This window comes from Rhodococcoides kyotonense (assembly GCF_001645385.1).
In the GTDB taxonomy this organism is placed as follows: Bacteria; Actinomycetota; Actinomycetes; order Mycobacteriales; family Mycobacteriaceae; genus Rhodococcoides; species Rhodococcoides kyotonensis_B.
Genome location: NZ_LVHI01000039.1, coordinates 1 through 24,798 on the forward strand (window position 1 = coordinate 1; position 24,798 = coordinate 24,798).

The window sequence follows — 24,798 nt, forward strand, 5'->3', positions numbered from 1 at the left end:
TCCATCCTGCTACCACCTTTCTCCTCGCTGCCACCGATACTACGGCGCGGTTAGATGTTGTTCGCACAATCCGCTGGCCCTCGACAACACCGAACTGGGGTAATTAGCAGGAGAACTCGCGACTACCGAACACGACACTTAATCAGTCACGACCGGCCATCGACTGGCCAGCGCTTCGCAGATGGCACGCTGCTCTCCCTCGTCGTGCGTGTGCATCAGCAGCCCTTCGACGGTGAACACCGCAATCATCACTTCGGCGTCGACGGTCTCCGCGGAGACGCCGGCTGCTTCCAGTTCGGCACGGAACAGACTGCCGGTGAGTAGATGAAAGTTGTTGTGCCACTCCGCTACCGCCGGTGAATGCGCCACGCGAGCATGGACTGTCGTCACCAGGCCGCTCATCTCGGTCAAACGCCGCACGATCCACAGCACCCGAGCCGCAATCGGCTCACCCGAAATTGCCTGATACATCGGCCAGACGTCGGCCATGACAGCCGAGACGACCGCGACGAGTACGTCGTCCTTGTCCCCGAAATACCAGTAGATCGTGTTGGCTGCTACCCCGGCTTCCTTCGCCAGCTTGCTCATCGACGTCGTGTCGAACCCGCCCTCGACGAACAACCTGCGCGCCGCCGCGACGATCTCTTCGCGCTTCTCATCGGCAGCTTGCGGTTTCTTGTTCCGCGCCACGGCGACGTTCACCTCCACGACGATGTTTCTGGAATGGCCACTGGCTCTTGAATGGCATTCAAGAGCCTGCTAGCTTGTTGAATACCATTCAAGATACCTCGTGGAGGTTTTCTATGACGTCTCAGCACAGTTACGTTCGGTCCGATGTCACTTTCGGATCCGGCGACGCGTCGTGCGCAGCCTGGCTCTACCGTCCGGACGGCGTCGCGAACCCGCCGATCGTCGTGCTCGCGCACGGCTTCGCGGCGTTCCGTGAACTCCGGCTCGACGCGTACGCCGCGCGGTTCGCCCAATCCGGCTATGCCGCATTCGTCTTCGACTATCGCCATTGGGGTGCCAGCGAGGGTATGCCGCGCCGCATTCTCGACATCGGCAAGCAGCAGGCCGATTGGGCTGCTGCACTCGCCTATGTTCGGAGCCTCGACGGCATCGACACACGGCGAGTGGTGGCGTGGGGGTCGTCGTTCGGCGGTGGCCACGTCCTGAAGCTGGCCGCCCGAGACACCGGCCTGGCCGCTGCGATCGTCCAAGTTCCTCACGTGAGCGGACCCGCGTCGGCGTTCTCCCAATCCCCGGCGTTGGTGGCGCGGCTGATCCTGGGTGGAATCCGTGACCAAGTCCGGGCATGGACGGGGCGAGCGCCCTACCGCATGGCCGCGGTGGGACGGCCTGGCGACATCGCGATGATGACCTCACCCGGCGCCTACGAGCTGGTCGAACGCATGGGCGACATGCGTGAGGAACTCCTGGCGGAGAACGACGTCGCCGCCCGGATCGCTCTACGCGTCCCGCTCTACTCCCCCGGGCGCTACGCACGCGACGTGAGCGCCCCCGTCCTGGTCCAACTCGCTGCGAAAGACGACGTCACACCGATCGAGAAGGCCCAGGCCGTCGCTCGCCGAATTCCGAACGGTGAAGTCCACACCTACGACATCGGCCACTTCGAGCCGTACCTCGATCCCTACTTCGACACCATCGTCGCCGAGCAAATCGATTTCCTCGACCGCCACTTGGGAGACCCACGATGACCACCGACACCGTTCGACGTACAGCCCTCGTCACGGGCGCCTCCGCGGGAATCGGAACCGCATTCGCCCGCCATCTCGCGGCAGAGGGTCACGACCTCGTTCTGGTCGCCCGACGCGCAGACCGGTTGGAGACGCTCGCACACGAACTGCGTCGGCAACACGGGGTACGCGCCGAGATCGTCGCGGCCGACTTGAGCGACCCGTCGACTCCAGCCGCGATCGTCGACCGCGCACACGAACTGGACATGCCGATCGACATCCTCGTCAACAACGCAGGGCTGTCCTCGAGTACCAAATTCTCCGATACACCATGGGAGTCGGTCGCTGCCGAGATTCAGCTGATGGTCACTGCCGTGACCGAGCTGACCCACCGTCTGATACCCGGAATGAAGGCGCGACGGTGGGGCCGCGTCGTGAATCTTTCGTCCCTCGCCGCGGTGTCTCCGCCGGGAGAAGGCCTGCTCTACACCGGAATCAAGACCTACGTCCTGAACATGTCCCAATCGCTCGACATGGAGCTGAAGCCCCACGGCATTCACGTCACCGCATTGTGCCCGGGCTTCACTTACAGCGAATTTCACGACGTCATGGGCACCCGCGACGCCGCAGACCGCCTACCGGGATTCATGTGGCAGCACCCCGAAGCCGTGGTCCGCGAGGGATGGGCAGCAGTTACCGCAGGAAAGCCCGTGTGCATACCCGGCGTGGTCAACAAGGTCTCCGCGGCAGCCATGCGGCCCATCCCTGGCCGTATCGGCTACTTCCTCGGGCGGACACTCAACCCGTTCAAGTAAAGGTTCTTCGTCAGAGACCGGTCTGAGCCCGCCTCCGCACACGGTTCTCCCCCAGTTTCACGACGACGACCCCGGCGAGGATCAGCACACCACCGCCGATTTGGACCGCCCGTGGAACTTCGCCCAGCAGTAGCCATGCGAACACCAATGCCGACACCACCTCGGTCAGTCCGACGAACGCTGCCAGTCGCGAGCCGAGCCGTCGGCCGGCAGCAATTCCACATACGTACGCCACTGCGGCCGTCACGACGCCCAGCACCAGAATCGAGACCCACCACGGCACACTCGCGCTCGCGAGCACCGCCGAACGCGTCGTCGCGGTGAACGGCACGATGCCGACGAGCCCGGCCAGCAGCAGAATCACTCCGCCACACAACAATCCACCGGCCGCAAGGGTCAACGGCGGCAGTCCGTTCGATTCGTCGGCCGATACGATCCAGTACACAGCCGCACCCGCCATAGCGCCCAACGCCCACAGGACGCCGATCGGATTCAGGGAGGTACCCGAGACGAGGTCGAGCACCAGCACCAATCCGACGGCCGCGACTGCTGCACCACCGAACGTCTGCAGCGTGGGACGTTGCTTGTGCCGCAACCACATCCACAGAACGACGACGACGGGCGACGTGAACTCGATCAACAGCGCCACACCGACCGGCATGTACCCCACCGCGTTGAAGTAGGCCAGCTGACATCCGGCGACGGCAATGGCCCCGTACGCGACGAGTACACCGATGTTGCGTGACAACACGTTCCATCGTCCACGCAGTGCAAGCAGGCCTGGAACGAGCAGAACGGCGGCGGCAATCAGAATTCGCGCTGTCACGGCTGCGCCTGCGCTCCACCCCGCGTCGAGCAGACCCTTGGCCAACGGGCCCGACAATCCGAACGATGCCGACGACACGAGCGCCAGTCCCAGACCGGACGCGAGACGAGATGGGCGTCGGACCGCGATGTCATCAGTCAAGGAGGTCATGACTCATGACGGTAGAAGGTGAAGATGTAAGGTGTCAATATGGTTTTCGCTCATGACACGGAGAGCGCGTTGGTGTCAGCGGTCGCCCTGGCCAACTCGGCCGAGAATCCCGACACACTCGAGACTCGAGCCGACCTGCGCGAGTTCTACCGGAACCACGAATACACCGGCCGATTCGACGGCGACGAGCACGAGCTGATTGCAGTTCGCGACCTGCGACCACTGCTCAGGCAGTTGCTGACGAGCGACCGCGACTCTGCGGTCGACGTCGTCAATCACATCCTCGCCGACGCGAATGCTCTCCCGCGTCTCGTGCGACATGGCGACACCGACTGGCATCTACACGCGGTCGGCGACGACCGTCCCTTCGCGGAACGCATCGCCGTCGAATCCGCTATGGCGATGATCGACGTCATCCGGTCGAACGAGATGTCGAGACTGCAGATTTGCGCCGCCGACTGCGACGGGATCGTCCTCGACCTCTCGCGCAACCGATCGCGCAAGTTCTGTAGCACGGCATGTGGCAACCGCACCGCAGTAGCGGCATATCGGAGTCGACAGAGCGAACGGGAACCGTCGGCCGAGGAATGAAGGAAGCGACGTATCTCGTCCTTCCACTGTCAATCTATAGCGCACCCGGGGCCTTGCGGCAAGGCCCCGTCCGTCCCTCATACTCGTGGACCCAACGCTTCGACCAGCGGAAACGAGAAAACATGAGTGGGAAACCGCAGACTGCCGACAGTGCCTTCGACCTTCCCGCGCACCTGCGCCACAAGAACGACCCGACTCTGATCGCCCACGACGAGGCCTTCTTCGCATCCGTCGCCGCGAGTCTCGAGCGCTCCATCACGGACTTGCTCGCTCGGCTCGACGCCACAAGGAAAGCGCCCGTCGAGATAGGTCGAGAAGCGCTCGAACGCGACATGGAGGTGCATCGGCTGAACGCTCGTATCCGGACGATGCGTCGGTACGGCCTCGATCTCTGCCTGGGCCACATCGTGAAAGCAGGTAGCGGCCGGACGGTCTACATCGGGCGACTCGGCCTGGTGGACTCGAACGGCGACCAGCTGCTGATCGACTGGCGCTCCCCTGCTGCCGAACCGTTTTTCGGCGCGACGCATGCACAGCCGATGGGCCTCGAACGACGTCGACGCTATCGCTGGACCCGGGGCCGAATCAGCGACTACTGGGACGAGGTCTTCACCGCCGACGGCTACGACGGTCCGCGCAAGGCAGCGCTCGACGATCAATCGGCGTTCATCGCGAGTCTCGGCGGTTCGCGGTCGCCGAAGATGCGCGACGTCCTGGGCACGATCCAGGCCGATCAGGATGCGATCGTTCGGGCCGGGTCGTCCGGAGCGCTCGTCGTCGACGGTGGGCCGGGGACGGGCAAGACCGTCGTCGCGCTGCACCGTACGGCTTATCTGCTCTACGCCGATCCACGTCTCGGGCGGGGCCACGGCGGCGTGTTGTTCGTGGGACCGCACAAGCCCTATCTCGCATACGTGTCCGATGTCCTACCCAGTCTCGGCGAAGAAGGCGTCGCCACCTGTACGCTCGCGGACCTCGTGTCCGAGGGCGAGAGAGCCGTCCCTGAGACGGATGCCGAGGTGGCCAGGCTGAAGTCCTCCGTCGAACTCGTCCGTGCGATCGACAAGGCGGTTGCGTTCTACGAACAGCCACCGAAGACGGGCATGACCGTCGAGACCGAGTGGGCGAACATCCAACTGACCCCGGACGATTGGACGGAGGCGTTCGACGCACCGGACCCCGGGACACCGCACAACGAGGCGCGCGAGATCATCTGGGATGCATTGATCGCCATTCTGATGGACAAGTACGCAGGTGACGAGCCGTTATCGTCGGTGCGGAAGTCGTTGCAGGAGAACGACGATCTGCGCACCGCGCTCGACAGCGCGTGGACTCTGATCGAGGCTGCCGACCTGGTCGGCGATCTGTGGTCGGTGCCGGCCTATCTGCGTCACTGCGCGCCCTGGCTGTCGGCGACCGACGTTCGCACGCTGTACCGCGTCGATGCGCACAAGTGGACGACCGCCGATCTTCCGTTGCTCGACGCTGCGCGTGCACGTTTGGGTGACCCGGAAACCGCACGGAGACAACGCCGTCGGTCCGCGGCTGCCGCAGCCGAGCGTTGTCGGATGGACAGGGTGGTCGACGAACTTCTTCAACTCGACGACGAGGACGGTTTGATGGCCCAGCTGCGTCAGGACGGCATTCGCGACGCGCTCGTCGACGGCGCCGCGGTTCCCGACGTCGACCCCGACCGCCTGGCCGGGCCGTTTGCTCACGTCGTCGTCGACGAGGCGCAGGAACTGACCGACGCCGAATGGCAGATGTTGTTGTTGCGCTGCCCTTCTCACAGTTTCACGATCGTCGGAGACCGGGCGCAGGCACGTCACGGGTTCGTCGAGACATGGCAGGAACGATTGGAGAGAACAGGACTGAGGCGCGTCCAGATGGCGTCGTTGAGCATGAACTACCGGACGCCGGAAGAAGTCATGACCGTGGCCGAGCCCGTCATCAAGGCGGCGCTTCCCGACGCAGGCGTTCCGAAGTCCATCCGTCGCAGCGGAATTCCCGTCGTCCATGCGCCGGTTGTCCAGCTCGACCAGATCGTCGACGCATGGACCGACAGCAATCCCGACGGAATCGGGTGTGTCATCGGACGCCCAGCTTTTCGCGCCAGGGACAGGATTTCGTCGCTGTCGCCGGAACTGGCGAAAGGACTCGAGTTCGATCTGGTGGTGGTCGTCGATCCGGAGTCGTTCGGATCCGGTATCGAAGGTGCCGTCGATCGGTACGTCGCGATGACCCGTGCGACGCAGAAGCTCGTCGTGCTGACTACGAGTGGTGCCGAACGATGTTGACGACGTTGCCGTCGGGGGCGCGGACGAGGAATCGCCGCACTCCCCACGCTTCGGTCGTCAGCGGGTGGACGATGTCGTAGCCGAGGCGTTCGGCTTCCTCGTACGCGGCATCGACGTCGTCGACCATCACCGACATGACGGAGTCCGCTGGTGAGGTTGCGTCACCGGTGACCACCTGCACGCTCGACTTCCCGTCGGGCGTCGTGAAGCGGGCCACCCAGCCGAGATCGAACTCCTTGTTCTCGGACCGAGGAATTCGCCGTAGAAGCTCTTGGACTGCTCGATGTTCCCGACTGCAAGATTCGGGACGATCTTACGCACTCGCATCGGCTCTCCTCGTGACGACCAGTGACGACCAGGCCAGCGTAGTGACGGCTCGAGGAACATGGGTACGGTTTCGCGTCGCGGAGCCGGTCCTATTCCGGCAGGTGCAGTACGTACACTTCGTCCATGGCACTCGACCACGGTGATCCCGGTGACGCACCCTCGACTCCTCCCCCGCTGACCGAGACCGAAACGGTGCGACGGCCCACCGCGGCCGAAGAAGCCCGAACCGTTGCCGCGTCGACCAACATCGCGACCCTCGCGAGCCTGACGGCAGACGGCGACCCATGGGCGTCGTACATCACCTACGGGCTCGTGGACGGCTCCCCTGTCCTGTGTGTGTCACGGATGGCCGAGCACGGGCGCAACCTTCTGCACGATGCGCGGGCGAGCCTGGCCATCGTTGCTCCCGAGTCCGCGAGCGATCCCCTGTCCGTCTCTCGGGTGACGTTGGCGGGCGTCGTCGAGTCGCCACGTGACGACGAACTGGACGCGGCCCGCGAAGCCCACCTCGCGGCGGTACCCGCAGCGAAGTACTACATCGACTACAGCGACTTCACGCTCTGGATTCTGCGTGTCCACCGGGCGCGGTGGGTCGGCGGGTACGGCCGCATGGATTCGGCGACCGCCGAGGACTACGCGGCCGCAGCCGCGGATCCCGTTTCGCCGCACGCCGCGTCGGCGATCACGCATTTGAACGACGACCACGCTGATTCACTGCTCGCCATGGCGCAACGTCTCGGCGGTTACCCCGACGCGACCGCGGCAACCTGCACGTCGGCCGACCGCTACGGTCTCGATCTCAGCGTGCGGACGCCGCGCGGCAATGCGACGACGCGCGTCGGATATGCACACCCCATCGATGCGATCGACGAGCTTCGTTCGGCGACAGTCGAATTGGCTCGACGCGCGCGAGGATGAACGCATTCACCACTTGTCGATGTGCAGAACGGAGTCGATCGGTTCCCGGGGCGCGGGCTTGAACGTCTCGCCGGTAAAGTACGCCGTCGGCATCAACGCTGCCTGGTGGAAGCCTTGCGGAATGCCGAGAAGGTCGGCCACCTCGGCTTCACGCGACAGATGCAGTGTGGTCCACGCCGTTCCCAGACCTCGCGCACGCGCAGCGAGCGAGTAGCTCCAGACGGCGGGCAGTAGCGATCCCCACAGTCCCGCCTGATTGCCTGCGGGCAACTCGACAGCTCCGCGGATGCACGGAATGACCAGGACCGGAACCTCGCCCATGTGCTCCCCCAGCCACGCGACACTGTCTCCGACCCGCCGCTGGACCGGAGCTCGGTCGGGGTCGTCGGAGAACAGCTTCGCTGCAGAACCGCGGGAGTCGAGGTACTTCTCGACTTCCTCGCGATAGATTTCGCCCAGCTGAGCGCGCAGCGATCTGTCGGTCACCACCATCCATTGCCAGCCTTGACGGTTCGAACCCGACGGAGCCTGCAGGGCGATCTCGAGACATTCGCGAATGAGTTCGACGGGAACCTCTTTGGACAGGTCCAGCCGTTTACGCACGGTCCTCGTGGTAGTCAGCAGCTCGTCGGGTGTCAGGTCGAGAACAGGAAACGACGTCATTCCTCGAGTGTGTCACCGACGGGTCGACGACTCAAAGACGTGGCCTCCGACCCGTGCGCGGATAGTTGTCAGGGGGTGGGACTATCCGCGCACGGGCGCGTCAGCGCCGTAGTTCGTGGGTGAGGGTGTCGAGTTCGTCGCCGCCTGCCATTTCACGGGTCAGATCATCGAGGCTGATCTCGTCGTAGGTGCAGTCGAGTTTCTGGCGTCCTCGGTTGAGCAGGACGAAGTGGTCACCGACCATGTAGGCGTGGTGCGGGTTGTGGGTGATGAACACGACCCCGAACCCTTGTTCCTTCGCCGCGGAAATGTACCGCAACACCATCCCGGACTGCTTCACACCCAACGCGGCGGTCGGCTCGTCCAGAATCAACACCCGCGCACCGAAGAAAATCGCCCGCGCGATCGCCACACACTGACGCTGACCACCCGACAACGATCCGATCGGGGCGTCGACGTCGGGCAGATCGATACCCATCTTGTGCAGCTCTTCGATCGTCGTCGCCCGCATCGCCGCCGCATCCAGGGTTTTGAACGGACCCTTCCGCAATTCCTGGCCGAGGAAGAAGTTCCGCCACACCGGCATCAACGACACCACAGCCAAATCCTGATACACCGTCGCGATGCCCTTCGACAGAGCATCTTTCGGAGAATCGAACTTGGTGTCGACACCATCGACCAACAACTCGCCCTCGGTCTGCTGGTGCAGACCGGCCATGATCTTGATCAACGTGGACTTACCCGCACCGTTGTCACCGAGCACACCGGTGACCTCACCGGCACCCACGCGCAGATTGATGTCCTTCAAAGCAATGATGTTGCCGTAGGACTTACCGACACCCTTGAGTTCGATCAACGGGGTCTTCCCACCCGACGGCGGAGTGCTGGTAGGAGTTTCAGCATGTGTGGTCATGACCGGTCACCTTTTCGCTGCATAATTACGGAAGCTGTTGTTGGCGATGACGGCGAACAGCAGCATCGCACCGAGGAAGAACTTGAACCAGTCCGGATTCCAGCCGGCATAAACGATGCCCTGGTTGGCCATACCGAAGATGAACGCACCGATCATCGCACCGACGGTGGTGCCGAAACCACCGGTCAACAAGCAGCCACCGATGACCGCGGCAATGATGTACAAGAACTCGTTACCCACACCCTGGCCGGACTGGACGGTGTTGAACGCGAACAACAGGTGCATACCGACGAACCAGGCACAGAACCCGACGAACATGAACAACCCGATCTTCACCTTCGTCACCGGCACACCGATCGCGCGGGCGGAATCCTGATTGCCGCCGACGGCGAAGATCCAGTTGCCGATGCGGGTCTTCATCAACACATACGTCGAGATCGCGGTGAACAGCAGCCACCACACCACCGTGATCCGAATCGACACACCGCCGATGGTGAACGAGGACGCGAACACCTTCTTCGCCGAATCGAAGCCGGCCATGTCCGAAATCGACGGGGTCGCGACCTGACCGGTGACCATCTTGGTCACCGCAAGATTGATACCGGTGAGCATCAGAAAACTAGCGAGGGTGATCAGGAACGACGGGATCTTCGTCTTCATCACCAGATAACCGTTGAAGAAACCGACGGCGAGGGCGAGTACCAGCGCGAGGGCCGAGCCGAGCCACACGTTCAGGTGCAGGTTGTAGGCGATCATCGAGGCCATGATCGAGGAGAACGTCACCGCGACACCGGTCGAGAGATCGAACTCGCCACCGATCATCAACAACGACACACCGATCGCCATGATCCCGATCGTCGACGACGCATACAACACCGTCGCCAACGCCTCAGGAGACCGGAACGGCGGCGCAACGATACAGAAGAACACGAAAATAGCGATCGCACCGAACAGGGCACCGATCTCCGGACGAACCAGCAACCGCTGCAACGGCTTCTGCTTCTTCACCCGCTCATCGGTGACCACAGTGTGCTTCGACAGATCCAAATCGGCCTGTGTACTCATAAGATTTCCCTTTCGCGCTGGACGAAAGGTGGCCCGGCCGGCGACAGCCGGGCCACCGACGGTCCTAGCGAGTTCCGTTCTTGGCGTACTCGGCAATTGCGTCGATGTTGGAGGAGTCGATGAACGCAGGACCGGTCAGGACCGGGGTGCCGCCACCGATGGTGTTGCCGTTGTTCAGGTACAGCCACAGCGAGTCGACTGCGAGGTAGCCCTGCAGGTACGGCTGCTGGTCGATCGCCCACTCGACGTCGCCTGCCTTGATGGCGTCGACCAGAGCGGAGTTGGTGTCGAAGGTGACAATCGTCGCGTCGCTGCCGGCGTTGGCCTTGGACTGCACCGCGGTAAGTGCGATCGGTGCGCCCAGAGCCACGATGTGATCGATGCTCGGATCCTGCTGCAGCTTGGCCGTGATGGTCGCCTCGACGGACGGCATGTCCTTGCTGTTCACGTTGAGGATTTCGGTGGTGCCACCGGTGAAGCCCTGCGTCACACCGGCGCAACGGGATTCGAGGGCAACCTGTCCCTGCTCCTGGATGATGCACAGCGTCTTACGTGCACCGTCGGCAGTCAGACGTTCTCCGGCGGCACGGCCTGCGATGGTCTCGTCCTGGCCGAAGTACTGCTGGACGCCCTGGTCCTTCCACGAGTCGTAGCCCGAATTGAATGCGACGACGGGAATGCCTGCGGCGGTTGCGGCTTCGACGGCAGGCGCCATGGCGTCGGGCTTCGCGAGGGTGACAGCGATCCCGTCCACGTCCGAGTCGATCGCGCTCTGAACGAGGTTGGCCTGGTTGGGAGCCTCGGGGTCTGCGGAATAGCGGAGCTCGATGTTGTCCTTCGCCGCTGCAGCCTCGGCGCCCTTCCGGATCAGGTCCCAGAACGTGTCACCGGGAACCTCGTGGGTGATCATGGCAATCGTCGCGCGAGGGGTGTCGGCCGTTCCGGCGTTGGATCCGCCGCCGGAGCTTTCCGGCGCACCGCCGGTGCTCGAGCAACCCGCCACGACGACGGTGGCACACAGCGCCAGCCCGATGGCGGCGCCCGAAGAGCGCAGCCTGCGGAGCGAACCCGGACGGCCAGTGCCGCGACTCGTGTGAAGTGTCATCAATTCTCTTTCTCGACGCCGGACCTAATGGCCCGGTGGTGAATCAATCGATGGTGCGATCAATATGTAAGCCACATCACAGCCGAATGTCAAGCATTTGTCCTGACATTAAAAACTCTCGCGTTCCGACGCCCGTCTCGCCGCGGTGCCGTTCAGCCTCCGAACAGCAAGAACAAACCTCCGAACGTGAAGAAGACCATCAGAACCATCAGCGCAAGTTGGCCGGTCAGACGGTGGTCTTTCGGCAATATCCTGAGCGACGCATCGTGTGCCCCGGAGACCCCGACGATGTGTCCCGCAAGCACGCACAGGACCTTGACCGTCGAGACGACGCCAGGGTGTTCCGACAGGACGTACGACACTTCCCAACCCTGCTGACCGACGAAGTTCCATCCCCGATGGAAGGGGTCCGCAAGGAGCAGTACGGTCGCCTGCCCCTTCTCGACGAGGTAGGTCAAGTAGTGAGCGAGTACGTAGCCGAACACGATCGGAACCAGCGAATGAACCAGCAGCCCCGGCAGTGTCGCGCGCTGCGCGGAGGTCACGCCTCCCGTCGCCCGGCTGCACAGCCAGAACGAGACACCGACGAACGAAACCAGCGCCAGCAATCCCCCGGTCCGCCACAGCATTGCCTCGGTGCTCGTCGACGACATGTCGTCGACGAGGTTGCGCCACGCGGGGAGTTGCGACGCGCTGTCGAACGCCGTCGACCCGAGCAATACTGCGACGACTGCAACCGAACCCGGAAGGACCGGCAGAGACGGCAAGCCGTTCAACGGATTTCGTAGAATCAGTGCCCTGTCCGCCGGGCTACGCGCCAGAATCGCGAGCCTGGAGATCGTATCGCTGTACTTCTCGAAGGGATCTGCGTTCTCGAACCACACACGTCCGAACACGACGCCGCCGACGATCATGACGAACACGTATGCGAGACACCAGGTTCGGATCGCGCCGAGTGATCCGGGGTCCGCGGACGCCAGCTCGAGCCAGACGAACGCGAACAGTCCGGCAGCGGAAGGCCAGGCGCCCCACCGTTTCGGGTAGGGCACCAGCATGCGGTCCGGCGACCGTCCGATCGCTCGGCATGCCAGGGTGTGCACCGTCCGCACCGGCGAGACCATTCGCCACACCGGTCCGAGTAACGCCGACACGACGGGAACGCCCACCCAAAGCAGCACGTAGAAGACTCCCGGCAGCGCGTTGGACGCGTCGTCCGGGCCGGTGATCGCGATCCAGACGACGAAGACCGTGAATGCCAGCGCTACGAGTCGGATCGCCGCCCGAGTAGTGGTCGCGTCGGCGACTCGGGTGACTCCCGCCGGAATCGTCGCCCACCGACGCGACGGATTCAATCGTGGTGTGCGCCAAGCGAAGATCAACACCGCGAACGAGATCGACAACGCCCACGCGCCGCCGATCAGAACGAAAGTGACCGGAAGCGGTAGGTCGGTGGATCCGCCGAGGCCGTGAGCGAGGATCACGGCCTGACGACGAGTGTGGCGATCGTCCGGTCTGCGTCGTGTAGTTCGAGAGCGACCTGTCCCGGAACGTCGACGGTGAACTCGAAGAGCTGTCCCTTCGTCGGCGCTATGTCGAACGAGTGCTCGGGCACCGAGTGGACGTGTAGTTCGTCCTCGGCGTCGCTGTCGACGCGCACCGTGACCTTCTCGCCCACCGACCCGTCGACGCGTTCGTTCGTGGGCGTGACCGAACCGTCCGCGATCACGACGTCGATGGTCAGCGAATCGGGTTCGGCCGTGACCGCAGACGTGGCGGCGGACGCCGACGTCGAGGTGACGGCCCCGTCATCGTCGTTCGACTGGCCGGACGAGCATCCGACCGCCAGACACAGCATCGCGGCGCCCGATATCGCGGCGCAGCGGACGTACTTCATGAACTCTCCTCGTCGTGGTGATCGTGCCCGGCGGGTCCTTCGCCTCGTGGCGTGCCCTCTGCTTGTTCGTTGCGTTCGGCGCGGCGGTCCTTGGCGACGACGTACAGGACCACCGCGACGATGACGAACGCCGGAATCAGGGCTGGTAGAGCGAGCACCACCGAATGGTCGGCCAGGTAGACGACGTTGTCCGGTGGTGTCGTCGCGAAAGCGGTCATGTTCGGCTCGGTGTCTTCGCGGTCCGTGCGTTACGAAGTGAGTTGCGTGGGGTGACCTCGCTGATGCGGACCGTGCCCCACGCCAGCGCCCACACGAGCGCCAGCGTGCAGACAAGAACCACCAGCGATGCCGCGCCGAACAGCCACGACGGGTGATCGAAGTTGCGTTCACGCTGCAGCAGTGTGATCTCCGAGACCAGATCGCGTGTGAACTCGGCGTCCGCGGACACTTCCGGCGCGCCGATGCCCGGGTCCGCGGCCATGAACACCGGTGCGGCGGTGAGCAATCGGCCGTCGTGGACGCGGAGCACCGTCTTCCACGTTCCGTCGACGGGCACAGGCTTGGTCGATCGATACGTCCCAGGTCCGGTCTGCTCGAGCTTGTCGACGACCAGGCCTCGCAACGTGTCTCCCGCGCCCTGCCACGCCAGGATCGCCAACCATTCGGGATCGTCGCTGACGAGGTCGGGCGGGTCGATCGTGACGTCCGCGGTGACCATGCGGTAGCCGTCGACCGGCGGCGCGTCGGTGAGGCGGACCGTCGCGGTGGCGTCGGTGGGGACGTCGAACATCAGACCGTTCGCCGTCGTGCCGGCGAGCGCCAGAATCATCGCCAGCACGATGCTGCGACGGACCGCCGCGCGGGGTAACCCGTCGCCGCTCAGCGCCTGGGCGAACAGTCCGGCGCAGAGTCCGGTCGTGATGCCCACCGGGACCGTCATCAGCAGCGTGTCCGCCCACATGCTCGACGTCCACGGAAAGATGTAGACGGCGTCGACCCACAGCGACTCGCCCCAGATGCCGATCGTTCCGACACCGAGGCCGGCGACGGCTCCGAACAGCAGGCGGCGCCTGACCAACGGAGTCAACGCAATCAGTTCGACGACGATCGCAGCACCCAGATACAACGCGAACACGTTGTGCGGTTGGCCGAAGACCGGCCCGACGAGCAGGGCCGTGATTTCGCGAACGACGGCCGCGAACGCCACGGCGAAGAGCGCGGCACCGGGACCGACCATGAGACGAGCGGCAACCAGCGCGAACGCACCCGCTCCCGCGATCAGCATCGGCTGGAAGATCAACTGGAACTGTTCGACTCCGAAGTCGAACTCGATCTGGAACACCGACAGACCGATCACCAGTCCGCCGAACGCGGAGCTCCGCAGAAGCCAGGTGACGACAGGACTCTTGTGCCAGCGGGGATCCGGGCCGTCGGCGTCGGACCCCATCGCGATACGGCCCTCGTGTTCGAGAAGGATCACGCCCACGAGCGACAGCCCCGCACCGCCGATCAACATCAGGTGCGTCGGACCCCACAACGTGACGTCCTGGCCGAAGATGCGGTGCCAGATGTCGTCGAGCGGGAAGCCGATCAGTGCATACAACCCTGCCCCGGCGATGAGGACACCACCGGTCGGCACGTACCAGGTTCGCGTCAGCTTGATCGCCGCACGGCCGGGCTTCTCGTCGAGCGGGAGGATCATCGCCAGTGCGCCGGCGATGAAGAGGAAGAACAGCCCGACGAGGATGAAGTAGTGCGCTGGGTTCGCGAGGGGTCCCTCGTCGCGCCCTTTCCCGATGTGCAGGCTGACATCCCAGATGAAGCCCAGGAACGCCGTCAGGATCGTCGATACGAACATCACCAACGGCAGCGCGGCCCAGCCCGGCAGGTTGGCCTTGCTGCCGGCGAAATCGGCAAGGCGTCCCAGCCAGGTGATCCGCCGAGTACGGTGCAAGAAGGCGAGATAGAGCAATCCCAACGAGATCACTCCGGCTGCCGCGCTCATGCCGAAGACCTGGTCGAGCGCCGCACCTCCACCTTGCCCGCCGCTACCTTGAGCGACGACGGTCGTCGGCGCCGCGTTGAGGTTACTCGCGGTAACACTTATCTCGAACATGGTCAGAGTATGTACCGCCTCTGCTCGAAAAACCAGAGTTTCGTCGTATTGCTCGACGCCACCCGCCGGTCGTATGTCCGGTGGTCACCGCACGTGTCGTTCTGAAGCGATCCAGTAGCTTCGACGCAACCATCGACGACCGCGCCGAAGACGCCGCCCCAGGTCAGTGGCCCTGCGGCATGTCGTCAGCAGCTAAAATGCCTGCCGCATGGGAACCTTGCCGCGACGACGAATCCGATGGCGACTACCGTTGCGTGAGACATCGCAATCTCTAGGGAGCAGGTAATGAGCATCCAACCGGTCGAATCGAAGCGTCATCATGTCGTCGTCATCGGTTCCGGATTCGGAGGACTATTCGGCGTCAAGGCACTCAAGAAGGCCGACGTCGACATCACGCTGGTCGCCAAGACCACCCACCACCTGTTCCAGCCGCTTCTCTACCAGGTGGCGACGGGCATCCTCTCCGTCGGCGAGATCGCGCCGACCACCCGAGTGATTCTGCGTAACCAGAAGAACGCCGAAGTTCTGATGGGTGAGGTTCTCGACATCGACCTCACGGCGAAGACGGTCACGTCGAAGCTGCTCGAGCGTGAGACGGTGACGCACTTCGACAGCCTTATCGTCGCGGCGGGCGCCCAGCAGTCCTATTTCGGAAACGACCACTTCGCCGAGTTCGCACCCGGCATGAAGACCATCGACGACGCGCTCGAGCTGCGCGGAAGGATCCTCGGCGCGTTCGAACAGGCCGAGCTGTCGAACGACCAGGAAGAGCGCGACCGTTTGATGACCTTCGTGGTCGTCGGCGCAGGCCCCACCGGCGTCGAGCTGGCAGGTCAGATCGCCGAGCTCGCGGACCGCACCCTCGACGGCGCCTTCCGCAACATCGATCCGCGCGACGCACGCGTCATCCTCCTCGACGCCGCTCCTGCCGTGCTGCCCCCGATGGGCGAGAAGCTGGGCAAGAAGGCAGCGGACAAGCTCGAGAAGCTCGGCGTCGAGATCCAGCTGAACGCGATGGTCACCGACGTCGACAACGACGGTCTGACCGTCAAGGAAAAGGACGGCACGACGCGTCGCATCGAGGCGCAGTGCAAGGTGTGGTCCGCGGGAGTTCAGGGCAGCCCCCTCGGCAAGCAGCTCGCAGATCAGTCCGAGTCGGAGACGGACCGAGCCGGTCGCGTCATCGTCGAGCCCGACCTGACGGTCAAGGGTCATCCGAACGTCTTCGTCGTCGGCGACCTCATGTCGGTTCCCGGCGTTCCCGGTATGGCTCAGGGCGCCATCCAGGGTGCGACGTATGCAGCCAAGCAGATCAAGGCATCGTTGAAGGGCGCCGACGCGACGCAGCGCGAGCCGTTCAAGTACTTCGACAAGGGATCCATGGCCACGGTCTCGCGCTTCAACGCGGTCGCCAAGGTCGGCAAGCTCGAATTCGGTGGCTTCATCGCCTGGCTGATGTGGTTGGCTCTGCACCTGTACTACCTGGTGGGATACCGCAGCCGCATCACGACCGTCATCTCGTGGTTCGTGACGTTCCTCGGCCGCGGTCGCGCGCAGATGGCGTCGACCGAGCAGCAGGTGTTCGCGCGACTTGCCATCGAGCAACTCAACTCGCTGGAGCCGTCACCTCCGGCGGTCGACGGTGACGGCAACCGTCGTGAGGAGAAAGCGGCCGGCTAGCCCGCCCGACGCTGCACCGAACTCGGCGTCACTCGTGCCCGTGATGGGCATGGGTGGCGCCGAGTTCGTGCAACATGGAGTGCACGATGTCGTCGTCGAGGCGGTACGACATCTTCTTCCCGTCGCGCTGAACCGCCACCCACCCCTCGTTTCGAAGAAGCCGGAGTGCGTGGGATACCGACGTCGCCGACATGCCGAGCGCGGCAGACAGATCCGACACGCAGATCCCCGGCGCGCGGTGCATGCACAGCAGAATGCGCAGCCTCGTCAGGTCGCCCAGAAGGTCGAAACGCTGAACCCAGTCTCCGATGTCGTCGACGGCATCGAGTGCGGCTCTGGCCTGGGCTACGTGTTCCGGATCGAAGGCTTCGGTCGAGTCGGTCGATGCCGGATCGGCAGTGGACGGGTCGGTCATGGCACCAACGGTAGTGCGTCGAGCGCGGGACCGGTGCTCGTCGTCAAACTCCCTCCCGCGGCCAACGGCATACGGACGGCGGAACTGCCGACGGCCCCGGCCGGTCGATCGTCCGGATACACGAGTGTGCTGGACAACGACCGCGGCGCGGACAACACGTCGTGTCCGACCGTGCCGACGCCCAATTCGACGCGGTGACGGAGATGAGCGTGTCCGTCCACATCGGTGTGCATCGTTCCGATCCACCGACCGAGGTTCTCGCCGACACGCCCGATCTGGACGCGCTCGCGATACTCGATTCGCGACGACGCAGCGAACTCGATCCGCGTGCGAGTGTGATGTATCGCGTTGCCCGCGACGACCATCGGCTCGGGATCGAAGACGAGGACGCCTCCCTCGTCCACGCTCACGAGCCATTCCGCATTCGACTCGACGACCGACCGGCCGGGAAGCGCGACCGACGCGGCCACGCTGTGCAGCGACAGCGTGGCACCGGCCCCGACGACGATCCTGATGCACAGAGTGTCGCCGCCGAGAGGCGTTGCGGCAGTGCCGATCATGTGGACGGTGTCCGGACCCGTCAGACGCGCGGCCAACCCACCGACTGCGTCGATCCTCGGACTTCGATCGGCGGACGCGACGATGGTGAGCTCAGTGCGCATCGGCCGCGGCCGACTCCCGCAGCTGCGTTCTGATCCATTCGAGCACCAGCGACGCCGACGGATCCTCGGTCAGCGAGACGAGAGCGGTAGGGCGGCCTTCCCGAACGCGGACGGCGTCGTTCTCCATCACGGTCAGGTCGGCGCCGACGAACGGGGCCAGGTCGGTCTTGTTGATCACCAACAGATCCGAGTAGGTGACGCCAGGTCCGCCCTTGCGCGGAACTTTGTCGCCGCCTGCGACGTCGACGACGAAAATCTGCACGTCGATCAGTCCCGAGGAGAACGTGGCGGTCAGATTGTCTCCACCCGACTCGACCAGGATCAGGTCCAGCGGCGGGTTGCCCTCCACCAAGTCGTCGATGGCATCGAGGTTGGCGGTGATGTCGTCGCGGATCGCGGTGTGGGGGCACCCACCGGTCTGCACGGCCGTGATGCGCTCGTCGGGCAGCACGGCATGACGCCGCAGGAAGTCGGCGTCCTCCGTCGTGTAGATGTCGTTGGTCAACACCGCGAGCGACAGCTCGTCACGTAGTTCCCGGCACAGCGCCGCCACCAGAGCGGTCTTGCCGGATCCGACGGGTCCGCCGATTCCGACGCGCAGCGCCTCCCCGGGAACGCGGGTCCGGCGCGGTCGGTCGTGGCTGTGGTCGTGCGGTTCGCCGTCGATCAGATGCGGAGGCATGGGTTTTCCGCCTTTCTTGTGGTGTGCCGATCGGTCAGGACACGAACAGAGGTCGTTCGCGAAGGGCATGGGACTCGGACAGGACGTCCAGCAGTGGATCGGACAGGTCGACCAACTCAGGATGCGTCGACACGACGACATCGGTGACCTCGTCACACGTGCGTGCCAGTCGCAGCGTGCAGGCGGCCACGTCCGATGGATCGAGGGCGAGCAGCCGCTGTGCCGCGATCGCCGACCCGGTCATCGTCGTGTAGATCTGAACCGCCGCGATGTCGCGATACGACAGGCCGGCGACTCGGCCGACTAGTCCGGCCACGACCGGTAGGTGCGGTCGGCGGGCCACGCCGTTCCAATCATGTTCGGGCCACGTCGTTTTCGCGAGCCTGAGCAGACCTCTCCCCTGCGCCCGTGACGCACCACGCGCTGCGGGCGACGGAATGCGCGCGTCCGTCTCGGCGTCCGCGGTCGTCGGGTCGAGCAGCCCGGCGCAGACCGAAGCGGCGATCGACGCACCCACGGCACCGCTTGTACGGAGACGACGGTTCAGGAATGCCTCGACCGTCGGCAGGTCGCGGACCACACCCTGTTCGACGGCTTCCTCGACGCCGCCGGAGTGCACGTGGCCCCCGGTGGGCAGGCGCGAATCGGCCAGGGTGAGAAGCGTCGAAACCTGAGCTGTCACTGCACTCAAAACAGGAAATACCTTTGCGCCATGGGCAACTCGGTGGCCGGCTGCTCGGTCCAGACCTCACCGTCGATACGCACGGTGAACGTGTCGGGATCGACCTCGATCCGCGGTTGCGCGTCGTTGTGCGGCATGTCGGCCTTTCCGACAGCGCGCACGTTACCGACCGGGACGAGCCTGCGGTCGCAGTTCAACCGGTCCGCCAAACCGTCCTCGATGGCCTGCGGGGCGACGAAGTGCACCGACGTCGCGGCCGCTGCCTTCGCGGAGGCACCGAACATCGGACGCGGCAGTTCGGGCTGAGGGGTCGGGATGGATGCGTTGGCGTCACCCATCTGGGCCCACGCGATCATGCCGCCCTTGATCACCAGGTGGGGCCGGACACCGAAGAACGCCGGATCCCACAACACGAGGTCGGCCAGCTTGCCCGGTTCGACCGAGCCGACCTCGTGATCCAGCCCATGAGCCACCGCAGGACAGATGGTGTACTTCGCGATGTAGCGCATGACGCGGGCGTTGTCGGCGCGGACATCGCCCGACAGGTAGCCGCGACGCTTCTTCATGACGTGCGCCGTCTGCCACGTCCGCAGTACGACCTCACCGATACGACCCATCGCCTGCGCGTCGCTGCCGATCATCGAGATGGCGCCCATGTCGTGCAACAGATCCTCGGCAGCAATCGTCGACGGCCGAATCCGGCTCTCCGCGAACGCGAGATCCTCCGGAATGGACGGGCTGAGGTGATGGCACACCATCAGCATGTCGAGATGCTCGTCGAGGGTGTTGACGGTGTGCGGCCGCGTCGGATTCGTGGAACTGGGCAGCACGTACCCCTCGGACGCGACGGTGATGATGTCCGGCGCGTGCCCTCCGCCTGCGCCCTCGGTGTGATAGGCGTGGATGCCGCGACCCTTGATCGCGGCGAGCGTCGTCTCGACGAACCCTGCTTCGTTCAGAGTGTCCGAGTGCAGCGCCGCCTGGACCCCTGCCTCCTCGCACACCGACAGGCACGCATCGATCGCCGCGGGCGTCGATCCCCAGTCCTCGTGCAGTTTGAACCCCGAAGCGCCTGCGCGCAGTTGCTCCCACATCGCATCGCGGCTGACCGTGTTGCCCTTGCCGAGCAACACGATGTTCATCGGCCAGTCGTCGAGCGACTCGAGCATGCGCGACAGGTGCCACGCGCCCGGCGTCACGGTCGTCGCCTTGCTGCCCTCCGCAGGCCCCGTGCCACCCCCGATGACCGTGGTGATGCCGCCTGCGAGTGCCTCGTCCATGATCTGCGGGCAGATGAAGTGGACATGGCAGTCGATTCCGCCTGCGGTGAGAATCTTGCCGTTGCCCGCGATGATCTCCGTCGACGGCCCGATCACGAGATCGGGATGCACCCCGGACATCGTGTCCGGGTTACCCGCCTTGCCGAGCGCCACGATTCGGCCGTCGCGAATTCCGACATCGGCCTTGACGATGCCCCAATGGTCGACGACGACCACTCCGGTGATGACGGTGTCGGGTGCGCCGTCGGCACGCGACGCGCGGGACTGTCCCATCGATTCGCGAATGACCTTGCCGCCACCGAACACGGCCTCTTCTCCGGCCAGACCGGGTCCGCCACTGCGATCCTCGGTGATCTCGATCAGAAGATCCGTGTCCGCCAACCGGATTCGGTCACCCGTCGTCGGTCCGAACAGTTGCGCATAGCGGGCTCGACTCAGGTGCGCCATCAGGCATCCAACTTTCCGGGAGGGTTCATGCTCAGCCCGTGCACTTCTCGTCCGCCGGCGAGGGGGACCAACTGCACCGTCATCGCGATGCCGGGTTCGAACCGCACTGCCGTGCCTGCGGGAATGTCGAGTCGCCGCCCGTACGCGGCGGCGCGGTCGTAGTCCAGTGCCTCGTTCGATTGCGGGAAGTGCACGTGGCTTCCGACCTGGACGGGCCTGTCCCCGGTGTTGACTACGTCGATCGTCACCACGTCGGCGCCTTCGTTGATCTCGATCGTTCCGTCCTCGGTGATGATCTCCCCCGGAACGAGATGGCCGTCACCACGCTTCGGCGAGATCGGCTCGTGCACGGTGATGAGCTTCGTTCCGTCCGGGAACGTCGCTTCCACCTGCACTTCCGGAAGCAGTTCCGGTACACCGCCGATGACGTCGTCTGCCGTGAGAACCTCACGACCCGACACCATCAGTTCGGCCACCGAGCGACCGTCACGCGCCCCCTCGAGCAGATGATCGGTGATCAGAGCGATCGCCTCGGGATGGTTGAGCTTGCGCCCGCGAGCCTGGCGCTTTCGAGCCAGCTCTGCTGCATAGCTGAGCAGTAGGCGATCCTGCTCGTGCGGAGTCAGCCGCATCGAATCTCCATCCCTCTCACGCGAACACCGTCGGGCGTCCACGCTAGTACCGACGCAGACCCACTCGGCGTGCGGGCGATGCTGAACGCCAGGGTGTTTCGCGGTGGAAACCCAGGTTTTACACGCTCGAAACAGGACCGGTTGGAGCGCCGGCGGTACCGTCGGACCGATCGAGAAGGCTGCGGAGCGAAGCCCGCGTGATCGACGACGACACGTCCGACAACTCCCGTTCGGTCACCGCCCCGGAATCGAGGCCGCGAACGAGCACTCCCGCAAGTGCCTGTGCGGTCGCGGGCTCGTCCATGACGCCGCTGTCCTGTCGACTCAGATAGGCCGCCACCCGTGTCGCAGCAGTCGGCATCGCGTCACGGAAGAACCCGAGCGTCGCTGCCCACCGCGTCACCAGGTGCCCCGGGTGCATGTCCCACCCCTGGTAGAACCCACGCTCGAGCGAACGGGTGACCAGACCGAAGTGCCTGCGCAACGCCGCCTCGATGTCGGCCTGCGAGCCGGCCGGGACCACCTGAGTGGACCCGTCGCACACCCAGACGCCGGTCTGCGCCGCCGCCGCGAGCATCACGTTCTTGGCATGATCGGCCACCGGATGCGCCAGCGACTGCTGAGCGGACGTGATTCCGCACGCGGCGCTGTAGTCGTAGGTTCCGTAGTGCAGAGACGTGCATCTGCCGTCTGTCAGGCGCAGTGCCCGCGCGACGGTCGCCGTACCGTCGGGACCCACGACGGCCTGGGGACTCTCGATCTGCAACTCGAAGCGCAGCGCGTGATCCGTCAGCCCGTGCGCACGTTCGAGCTCCTCGCACAGTGCGACCACCGCGGTGACTTGTTCGGCCACACGCAGTTTCGGAACCGTGAAGACGAAGCCGTTCGGGACACCGCCCGCAGCATCGAGAACCAGTTCGAGTGTGCGAACGGCACGTCGCCGTTCGTGGGCGGCAAGTCCTTTGGGCCGGATGCCCACCCACGAAGGACCCGTCGGATCCGCCGCCAGCGCGGAAAGAACCTGCCCTGCGTGACGTGCATCGCGGTCCTCGTCCTCGTCCGAACGCCAGCCGTAACCGTCCTCGAAATCGAGCCGAAGATCCTGGATCGGCGACGTGTGCAGGACATCGCGAACCGTCGTCAGAACCCCTGCGGCGTCGAGGGATTCGACGACGTCGGCGTGCGCGTCGACGAGACGGGCTGCCTGACTACCCCACTGCTGCGGGATGCCGACGTCGGCGACCGACGCGGGTACGTACACGGTGTGGATCGGCTGACCGCCGATACGGTCACCGGGATAGTCACGGGCGAGTTGCTCGTCGACGGGGCGGAGAATCGACTCGATGCGGCCGAGGGCTGCACCGTCCAACCGGGTGTCGAAGTATTCGGCGTCTCTTCTCACGCGCCCTAGTGTCCCAGAATTGCCGTGTCCACGATGTTCGCGAGGCGGACCTTCCCCTGCGCGACGGCCTTTCCTGCCTCGTCGACGATGTCGACCCGCCACAGTTGTTGCGTACGACCGCGATGCACCGGTACTGCCTCGGCGGACAGCGTGCCCGAACGTGACGCACGCAGGAAATCGGTGTTGTTGTTCACGCCGACGACGTGGCCACGATTCCCCAGCCATACGCTCGCGCCGATGCTGGCCAGCGACTCGACCACGGAACAGAGAACTCCACCGTGCATGATTCCTGCGGGCTGATGCAGGCTCGGCGTGACGTCCCAGCGCGCACGCACGCGGTCGGCGGTGACCTCGGTGTACTCCAACCCGATCGCACCGTCGAATCCACGCGAACTCACTTCGGTGATCGCAGCTACATCGCCGCTCGCCATCACGGCCGCGTCGACGGTGGGTCCTGGCTCGCTCATCGAATCTCCTCAAGCTGGTCCTGGTGTCACGACGGTTCGAACACCGACGAATCCAGAACTACACGAGGACATCTGCACATGGATCGGCGGGCCTCACATCGAGAGATGTGGACCGGGAGTCACTGCAGCCCTCAGGACTCCGGCGCGGTCCGTTCGTCTGGGATCTAGAATAGGCAAGCCTTACCTGATTGGCAACAGCTTCCGACGCCTTTTTCAGGAGGCTCGCGATCGCAGTCGCGCCGCTGTCGACAGGCGCGACCGAACCGGCGCGCCGGCCGCCACGAACGCGTCGAGCAACGCTTGACCACGACGCGCCCCGTCGGACACCCGGGCGCCGGCCAGAACCGGAACGTAGGTCGATGCACCCAGCACGGCGTCGCCGACAAGACTCCAGAATGTCCGCGCATCCAACGGCGCACGTGCTCCGATCGAGCGCAGTACTGCATGCAGCGAGGTGATGCATCGGTGGGCCGTCCAGACCAGAAGGGCTTCCTCGCACGGAAGGGTCACCGCACCCGGTTGGCCTTCGAGGTGGTCTCCGGGCAGGACGCGGAGCATCGGCGACGACACTCCCGCCCAATCGATTCCGCCGTCGCTGTCCATGTGAATCCACAGGTTGTCGATGCCGGGGTCCCAGGCACGACCCTCGAGCACGATCAGCGCCGCCACGCGCCCGACGACCGCATGAATGAGCGCGGTCGCGACCTGCGCGGCCGCAGCTTCGGGTAGCCGGAGGTCTTCCAACGACCTCGCGAGCATCTGATCGGTTCGGCCGTCCTCGAGCCCCACGCCTAGCTGCCACCAGCGCCGCTTGGCCTCCTGTGCCATGGATGCGATCGCGTACATGCGGGGGTAATCGGGGTTCAGCGCTCGAAGTTCGATACACGAGCGCGACAGCGCACCACCGTCGTCGATGCGGGTGATCGATCGATGCACCTCGGCCCATGCGGCGGACGTCGTAGTCGCAACTGACACCGAAACACTCCCTCTGTTGTTCCCTCGGCCCACGGCCGCTGTGCATAGGCTAGCCTAACCAATGCCACACGGTAGCGGTCCATCAGGCCATGTCTCC

The 24,798-nt window shown here is 64.7% G+C and carries 25 protein-coding genes and 1 pseudogene; 6 read left to right on the forward strand and 20 right to left on the reverse strand.

Annotation, left to right across the window (positions count from 1 at the left end; all coding sequences use genetic code 11):
- Positions 1–138: 138 nt before the first annotated feature.
- The gene (locus tag A3K89_RS22590; RefSeq protein WP_084424036.1) at positions 139–690 is read right to left on the reverse strand and encodes a TetR/AcrR family transcriptional regulator; all 552 of its coding nucleotides are present in this window, start codon (positions 688–690) and stop codon (positions 139–141) included.
- A gap of 113 nt (positions 691–803) precedes the next feature.
- Here A3K89_RS22590 and A3K89_RS22595 point away from each other — a divergent pair, with 113 nt between their 5' ends.
- Positions 804–1,718: an alpha/beta hydrolase gene (locus tag A3K89_RS22595; RefSeq protein ID WP_068431107.1), complete on the forward strand. Its 915-nt coding sequence runs from the start codon at positions 804–806 to the stop codon at positions 1,716–1,718.
- Positions 1,715–2,512, forward strand: coding sequence for an SDR family NAD(P)-dependent oxidoreductase (locus A3K89_RS22600; protein WP_068431110.1), 798 nt, complete (start codon positions 1,715–1,717; stop codon positions 2,510–2,512). Before A3K89_RS22595 ends, A3K89_RS22600 begins: the two co-directional genes overlap by 4 nt.
- A gap of 10 nt (positions 2,513–2,522) precedes the next feature.
- On the opposite strand, the gene A3K89_RS22605 is transcribed toward A3K89_RS22600, so the two are convergent.
- A complete protein-coding gene (locus A3K89_RS22605) occupies positions 2,523–3,488 on the reverse strand; it encodes an EamA family transporter (RefSeq protein ID WP_084424010.1) in 966 nt (321 codons plus the stop codon).
- Positions 3,489–3,527: 39 nt separating this feature from the next.
- Here A3K89_RS22605 and A3K89_RS22610 point away from each other — a divergent pair, with 39 nt between their 5' ends.
- Both A3K89_RS22610 and helR read left to right on the forward strand, forming a co-directional pair.
- Positions 3,528–4,079, forward strand: a complete 552-nt coding sequence (locus tag A3K89_RS22610; RefSeq protein WP_068431113.1) for a CGNR zinc finger domain-containing protein — start codon at positions 3,528–3,530, stop codon at positions 4,077–4,079.
- A 122-nt stretch (positions 4,080–4,201) separates the two neighbouring features.
- Positions 4,202–6,376 (forward strand): RNA polymerase recycling motor ATPase HelR, encoded by a 2,175-nt coding sequence (gene helR, locus A3K89_RS22615; RefSeq protein WP_068431116.1) that lies wholly within the window; start codon positions 4,202–4,204, stop codon positions 6,374–6,376.
- Here the strand turns inward: helR and A3K89_RS22620 are convergent.
- Positions 6,351–6,703: pseudogene (locus A3K89_RS22620) on the reverse strand (VOC family protein). The gene helR and the pseudogene A3K89_RS22620 overlap by 26 nt on opposite strands.
- A 123-nt stretch (positions 6,704–6,826) precedes the next feature.
- Between A3K89_RS22620 and A3K89_RS22625 the strand changes: the two are divergent.
- Positions 6,827–7,621: a HugZ family pyridoxamine 5'-phosphate oxidase gene (locus A3K89_RS22625; RefSeq protein ID WP_068431119.1), complete on the forward strand. Its 795-nt coding sequence runs from the start codon at positions 6,827–6,829 to the stop codon at positions 7,619–7,621.
- A gap of 6 nt (positions 7,622–7,627) precedes the next feature.
- Here A3K89_RS22625 and A3K89_RS22630 read toward each other — a convergent pair whose 3' ends face one another.
- From A3K89_RS22630 to A3K89_RS22665, 8 genes are all read right to left on the reverse strand, one after another.
- Complete coding sequence (locus A3K89_RS22630) at positions 7,628–8,284, reverse strand: nitroreductase family protein (RefSeq protein ID WP_068431122.1); 657 nt, start codon at positions 8,282–8,284, stop codon at positions 7,628–7,630.
- A 100-nt stretch (positions 8,285–8,384) separates the two neighbouring features.
- On the reverse strand, positions 8,385–9,197 hold the full coding sequence (locus tag A3K89_RS22635) for an ATP-binding cassette domain-containing protein (RefSeq protein WP_068431125.1): 813 nt from the start codon (positions 9,195–9,197) through the stop codon (positions 8,385–8,387).
- A gap of 6 nt (positions 9,198–9,203) precedes the next feature.
- The gene (locus A3K89_RS22640; RefSeq protein ID WP_068431127.1) at positions 9,204–10,262 is read right to left on the reverse strand and encodes an ABC transporter permease; all 1,059 of its coding nucleotides are present in this window, start codon (positions 10,260–10,262) and stop codon (positions 9,204–9,206) included.
- Between the two features lie 64 nt (positions 10,263–10,326).
- Positions 10,327–11,367, reverse strand: coding sequence for a substrate-binding domain-containing protein (locus A3K89_RS22645; RefSeq protein WP_068431130.1), 1,041 nt, complete (start codon positions 11,365–11,367; stop codon positions 10,327–10,329).
- Positions 11,368–11,519: 152 nt separating this feature from the next.
- Positions 11,520–12,848, reverse strand: a complete 1,329-nt coding sequence (locus A3K89_RS22650) for a hypothetical protein (RefSeq protein ID WP_068431133.1) — start codon at positions 12,846–12,848, stop codon at positions 11,520–11,522.
- Positions 12,845–13,261, reverse strand: coding sequence for a hypothetical protein (locus A3K89_RS22655; protein ID WP_068431136.1), 417 nt, complete (start codon positions 13,259–13,261; stop codon positions 12,845–12,847). The genes A3K89_RS22650 and A3K89_RS22655 overlap by 4 nt, the downstream gene beginning before the upstream one ends.
- Positions 13,258–13,479: a hypothetical protein gene (locus A3K89_RS22660; RefSeq protein WP_068431138.1), complete on the reverse strand. Its 222-nt coding sequence runs from the start codon at positions 13,477–13,479 to the stop codon at positions 13,258–13,260. Before A3K89_RS22660 ends, A3K89_RS22655 begins: the two co-directional genes overlap by 4 nt.
- Complete coding sequence (locus A3K89_RS22665; protein ID WP_068431141.1) at positions 13,476–15,377, reverse strand: hypothetical protein; 1,902 nt, start codon at positions 15,375–15,377, stop codon at positions 13,476–13,478. Before A3K89_RS22665 ends, A3K89_RS22660 begins: the two co-directional genes overlap by 4 nt.
- 285 nt (positions 15,378–15,662) lie before the next feature.
- Between A3K89_RS22665 and A3K89_RS22670 the strand changes: the two genes are divergently transcribed.
- The gene (locus A3K89_RS22670) at positions 15,663–17,057 is read left to right on the forward strand and encodes an NAD(P)/FAD-dependent oxidoreductase (RefSeq protein ID WP_068431144.1); all 1,395 of its coding nucleotides are present in this window, start codon (positions 15,663–15,665) and stop codon (positions 17,055–17,057) included.
- A gap of 28 nt (positions 17,058–17,085) precedes the next feature.
- Here the strand turns inward: A3K89_RS22670 and A3K89_RS22675 are convergent, their stop codons facing one another.
- The 9 genes from A3K89_RS22675 to A3K89_RS22715 all read right to left on the reverse strand — a co-directional run bounded on the left by A3K89_RS22675 (position 17,086) and on the right by A3K89_RS22715 (position 24,662).
- Positions 17,086–17,472 (reverse strand): ArsR/SmtB family transcription factor, encoded by a 387-nt coding sequence (locus A3K89_RS22675; protein ID WP_068431147.1) that lies wholly within the window; start codon positions 17,470–17,472, stop codon positions 17,086–17,088.
- The gene (locus A3K89_RS22680; RefSeq protein ID WP_068431150.1) at positions 17,469–18,134 is read right to left on the reverse strand and encodes an urease accessory protein UreD; all 666 of its coding nucleotides are present in this window, start codon (positions 18,132–18,134) and stop codon (positions 17,469–17,471) included. The genes A3K89_RS22675 and A3K89_RS22680 overlap by 4 nt, the downstream gene beginning before the upstream one ends.
- Positions 18,124–18,816: an urease accessory protein UreG gene (gene ureG / locus A3K89_RS22685; RefSeq protein ID WP_068431152.1), complete on the reverse strand. Its 693-nt coding sequence runs from the start codon at positions 18,814–18,816 to the stop codon at positions 18,124–18,126. The genes A3K89_RS22680 and ureG overlap by 11 nt, the downstream gene beginning before the upstream one ends.
- Before the next feature lie 34 nt (positions 18,817–18,850).
- Positions 18,851–19,507 carry an urease accessory protein UreF gene (locus tag A3K89_RS22690; protein ID WP_068431155.1) on the reverse strand — a complete coding sequence of 219 codons (657 nt, stop codon included), beginning with the start codon at positions 19,505–19,507 and terminating at the stop codon, positions 18,851–18,853.
- Positions 19,504–21,225, reverse strand: a complete 1,722-nt coding sequence (locus tag A3K89_RS22695) for an urease subunit alpha (RefSeq protein WP_068431158.1) — start codon at positions 21,223–21,225, stop codon at positions 19,504–19,506. The genes A3K89_RS22690 and A3K89_RS22695 overlap by 4 nt, the downstream gene beginning before the upstream one ends.
- Positions 21,225–21,857: an urease subunit gamma gene (locus A3K89_RS22700; RefSeq protein WP_068431161.1), complete on the reverse strand. Its 633-nt coding sequence runs from the start codon at positions 21,855–21,857 to the stop codon at positions 21,225–21,227. Before A3K89_RS22700 ends, A3K89_RS22695 begins: the two co-directional genes overlap by 1 nt.
- 118 nt (positions 21,858–21,975) lie before the next feature.
- A complete protein-coding gene (locus tag A3K89_RS22705; protein WP_068431164.1) occupies positions 21,976–23,259 on the reverse strand; it encodes a DUF6986 family protein in 1,284 nt (427 codons plus the stop codon).
- A 5-nt stretch (positions 23,260–23,264) separates the two neighbouring features.
- On the reverse strand, positions 23,265–23,690 hold the full coding sequence (locus A3K89_RS22710; RefSeq protein WP_157105425.1) for a PaaI family thioesterase: 426 nt from the start codon (positions 23,688–23,690) through the stop codon (positions 23,265–23,267).
- A gap of 249 nt (positions 23,691–23,939) precedes the next feature.
- Positions 23,940–24,662, reverse strand: coding sequence for a hypothetical protein (locus A3K89_RS22715; protein ID WP_254303651.1), 723 nt, complete (start codon positions 24,660–24,662; stop codon positions 23,940–23,942).
- Positions 24,663–24,798 lie beyond the last annotated feature (136 nt).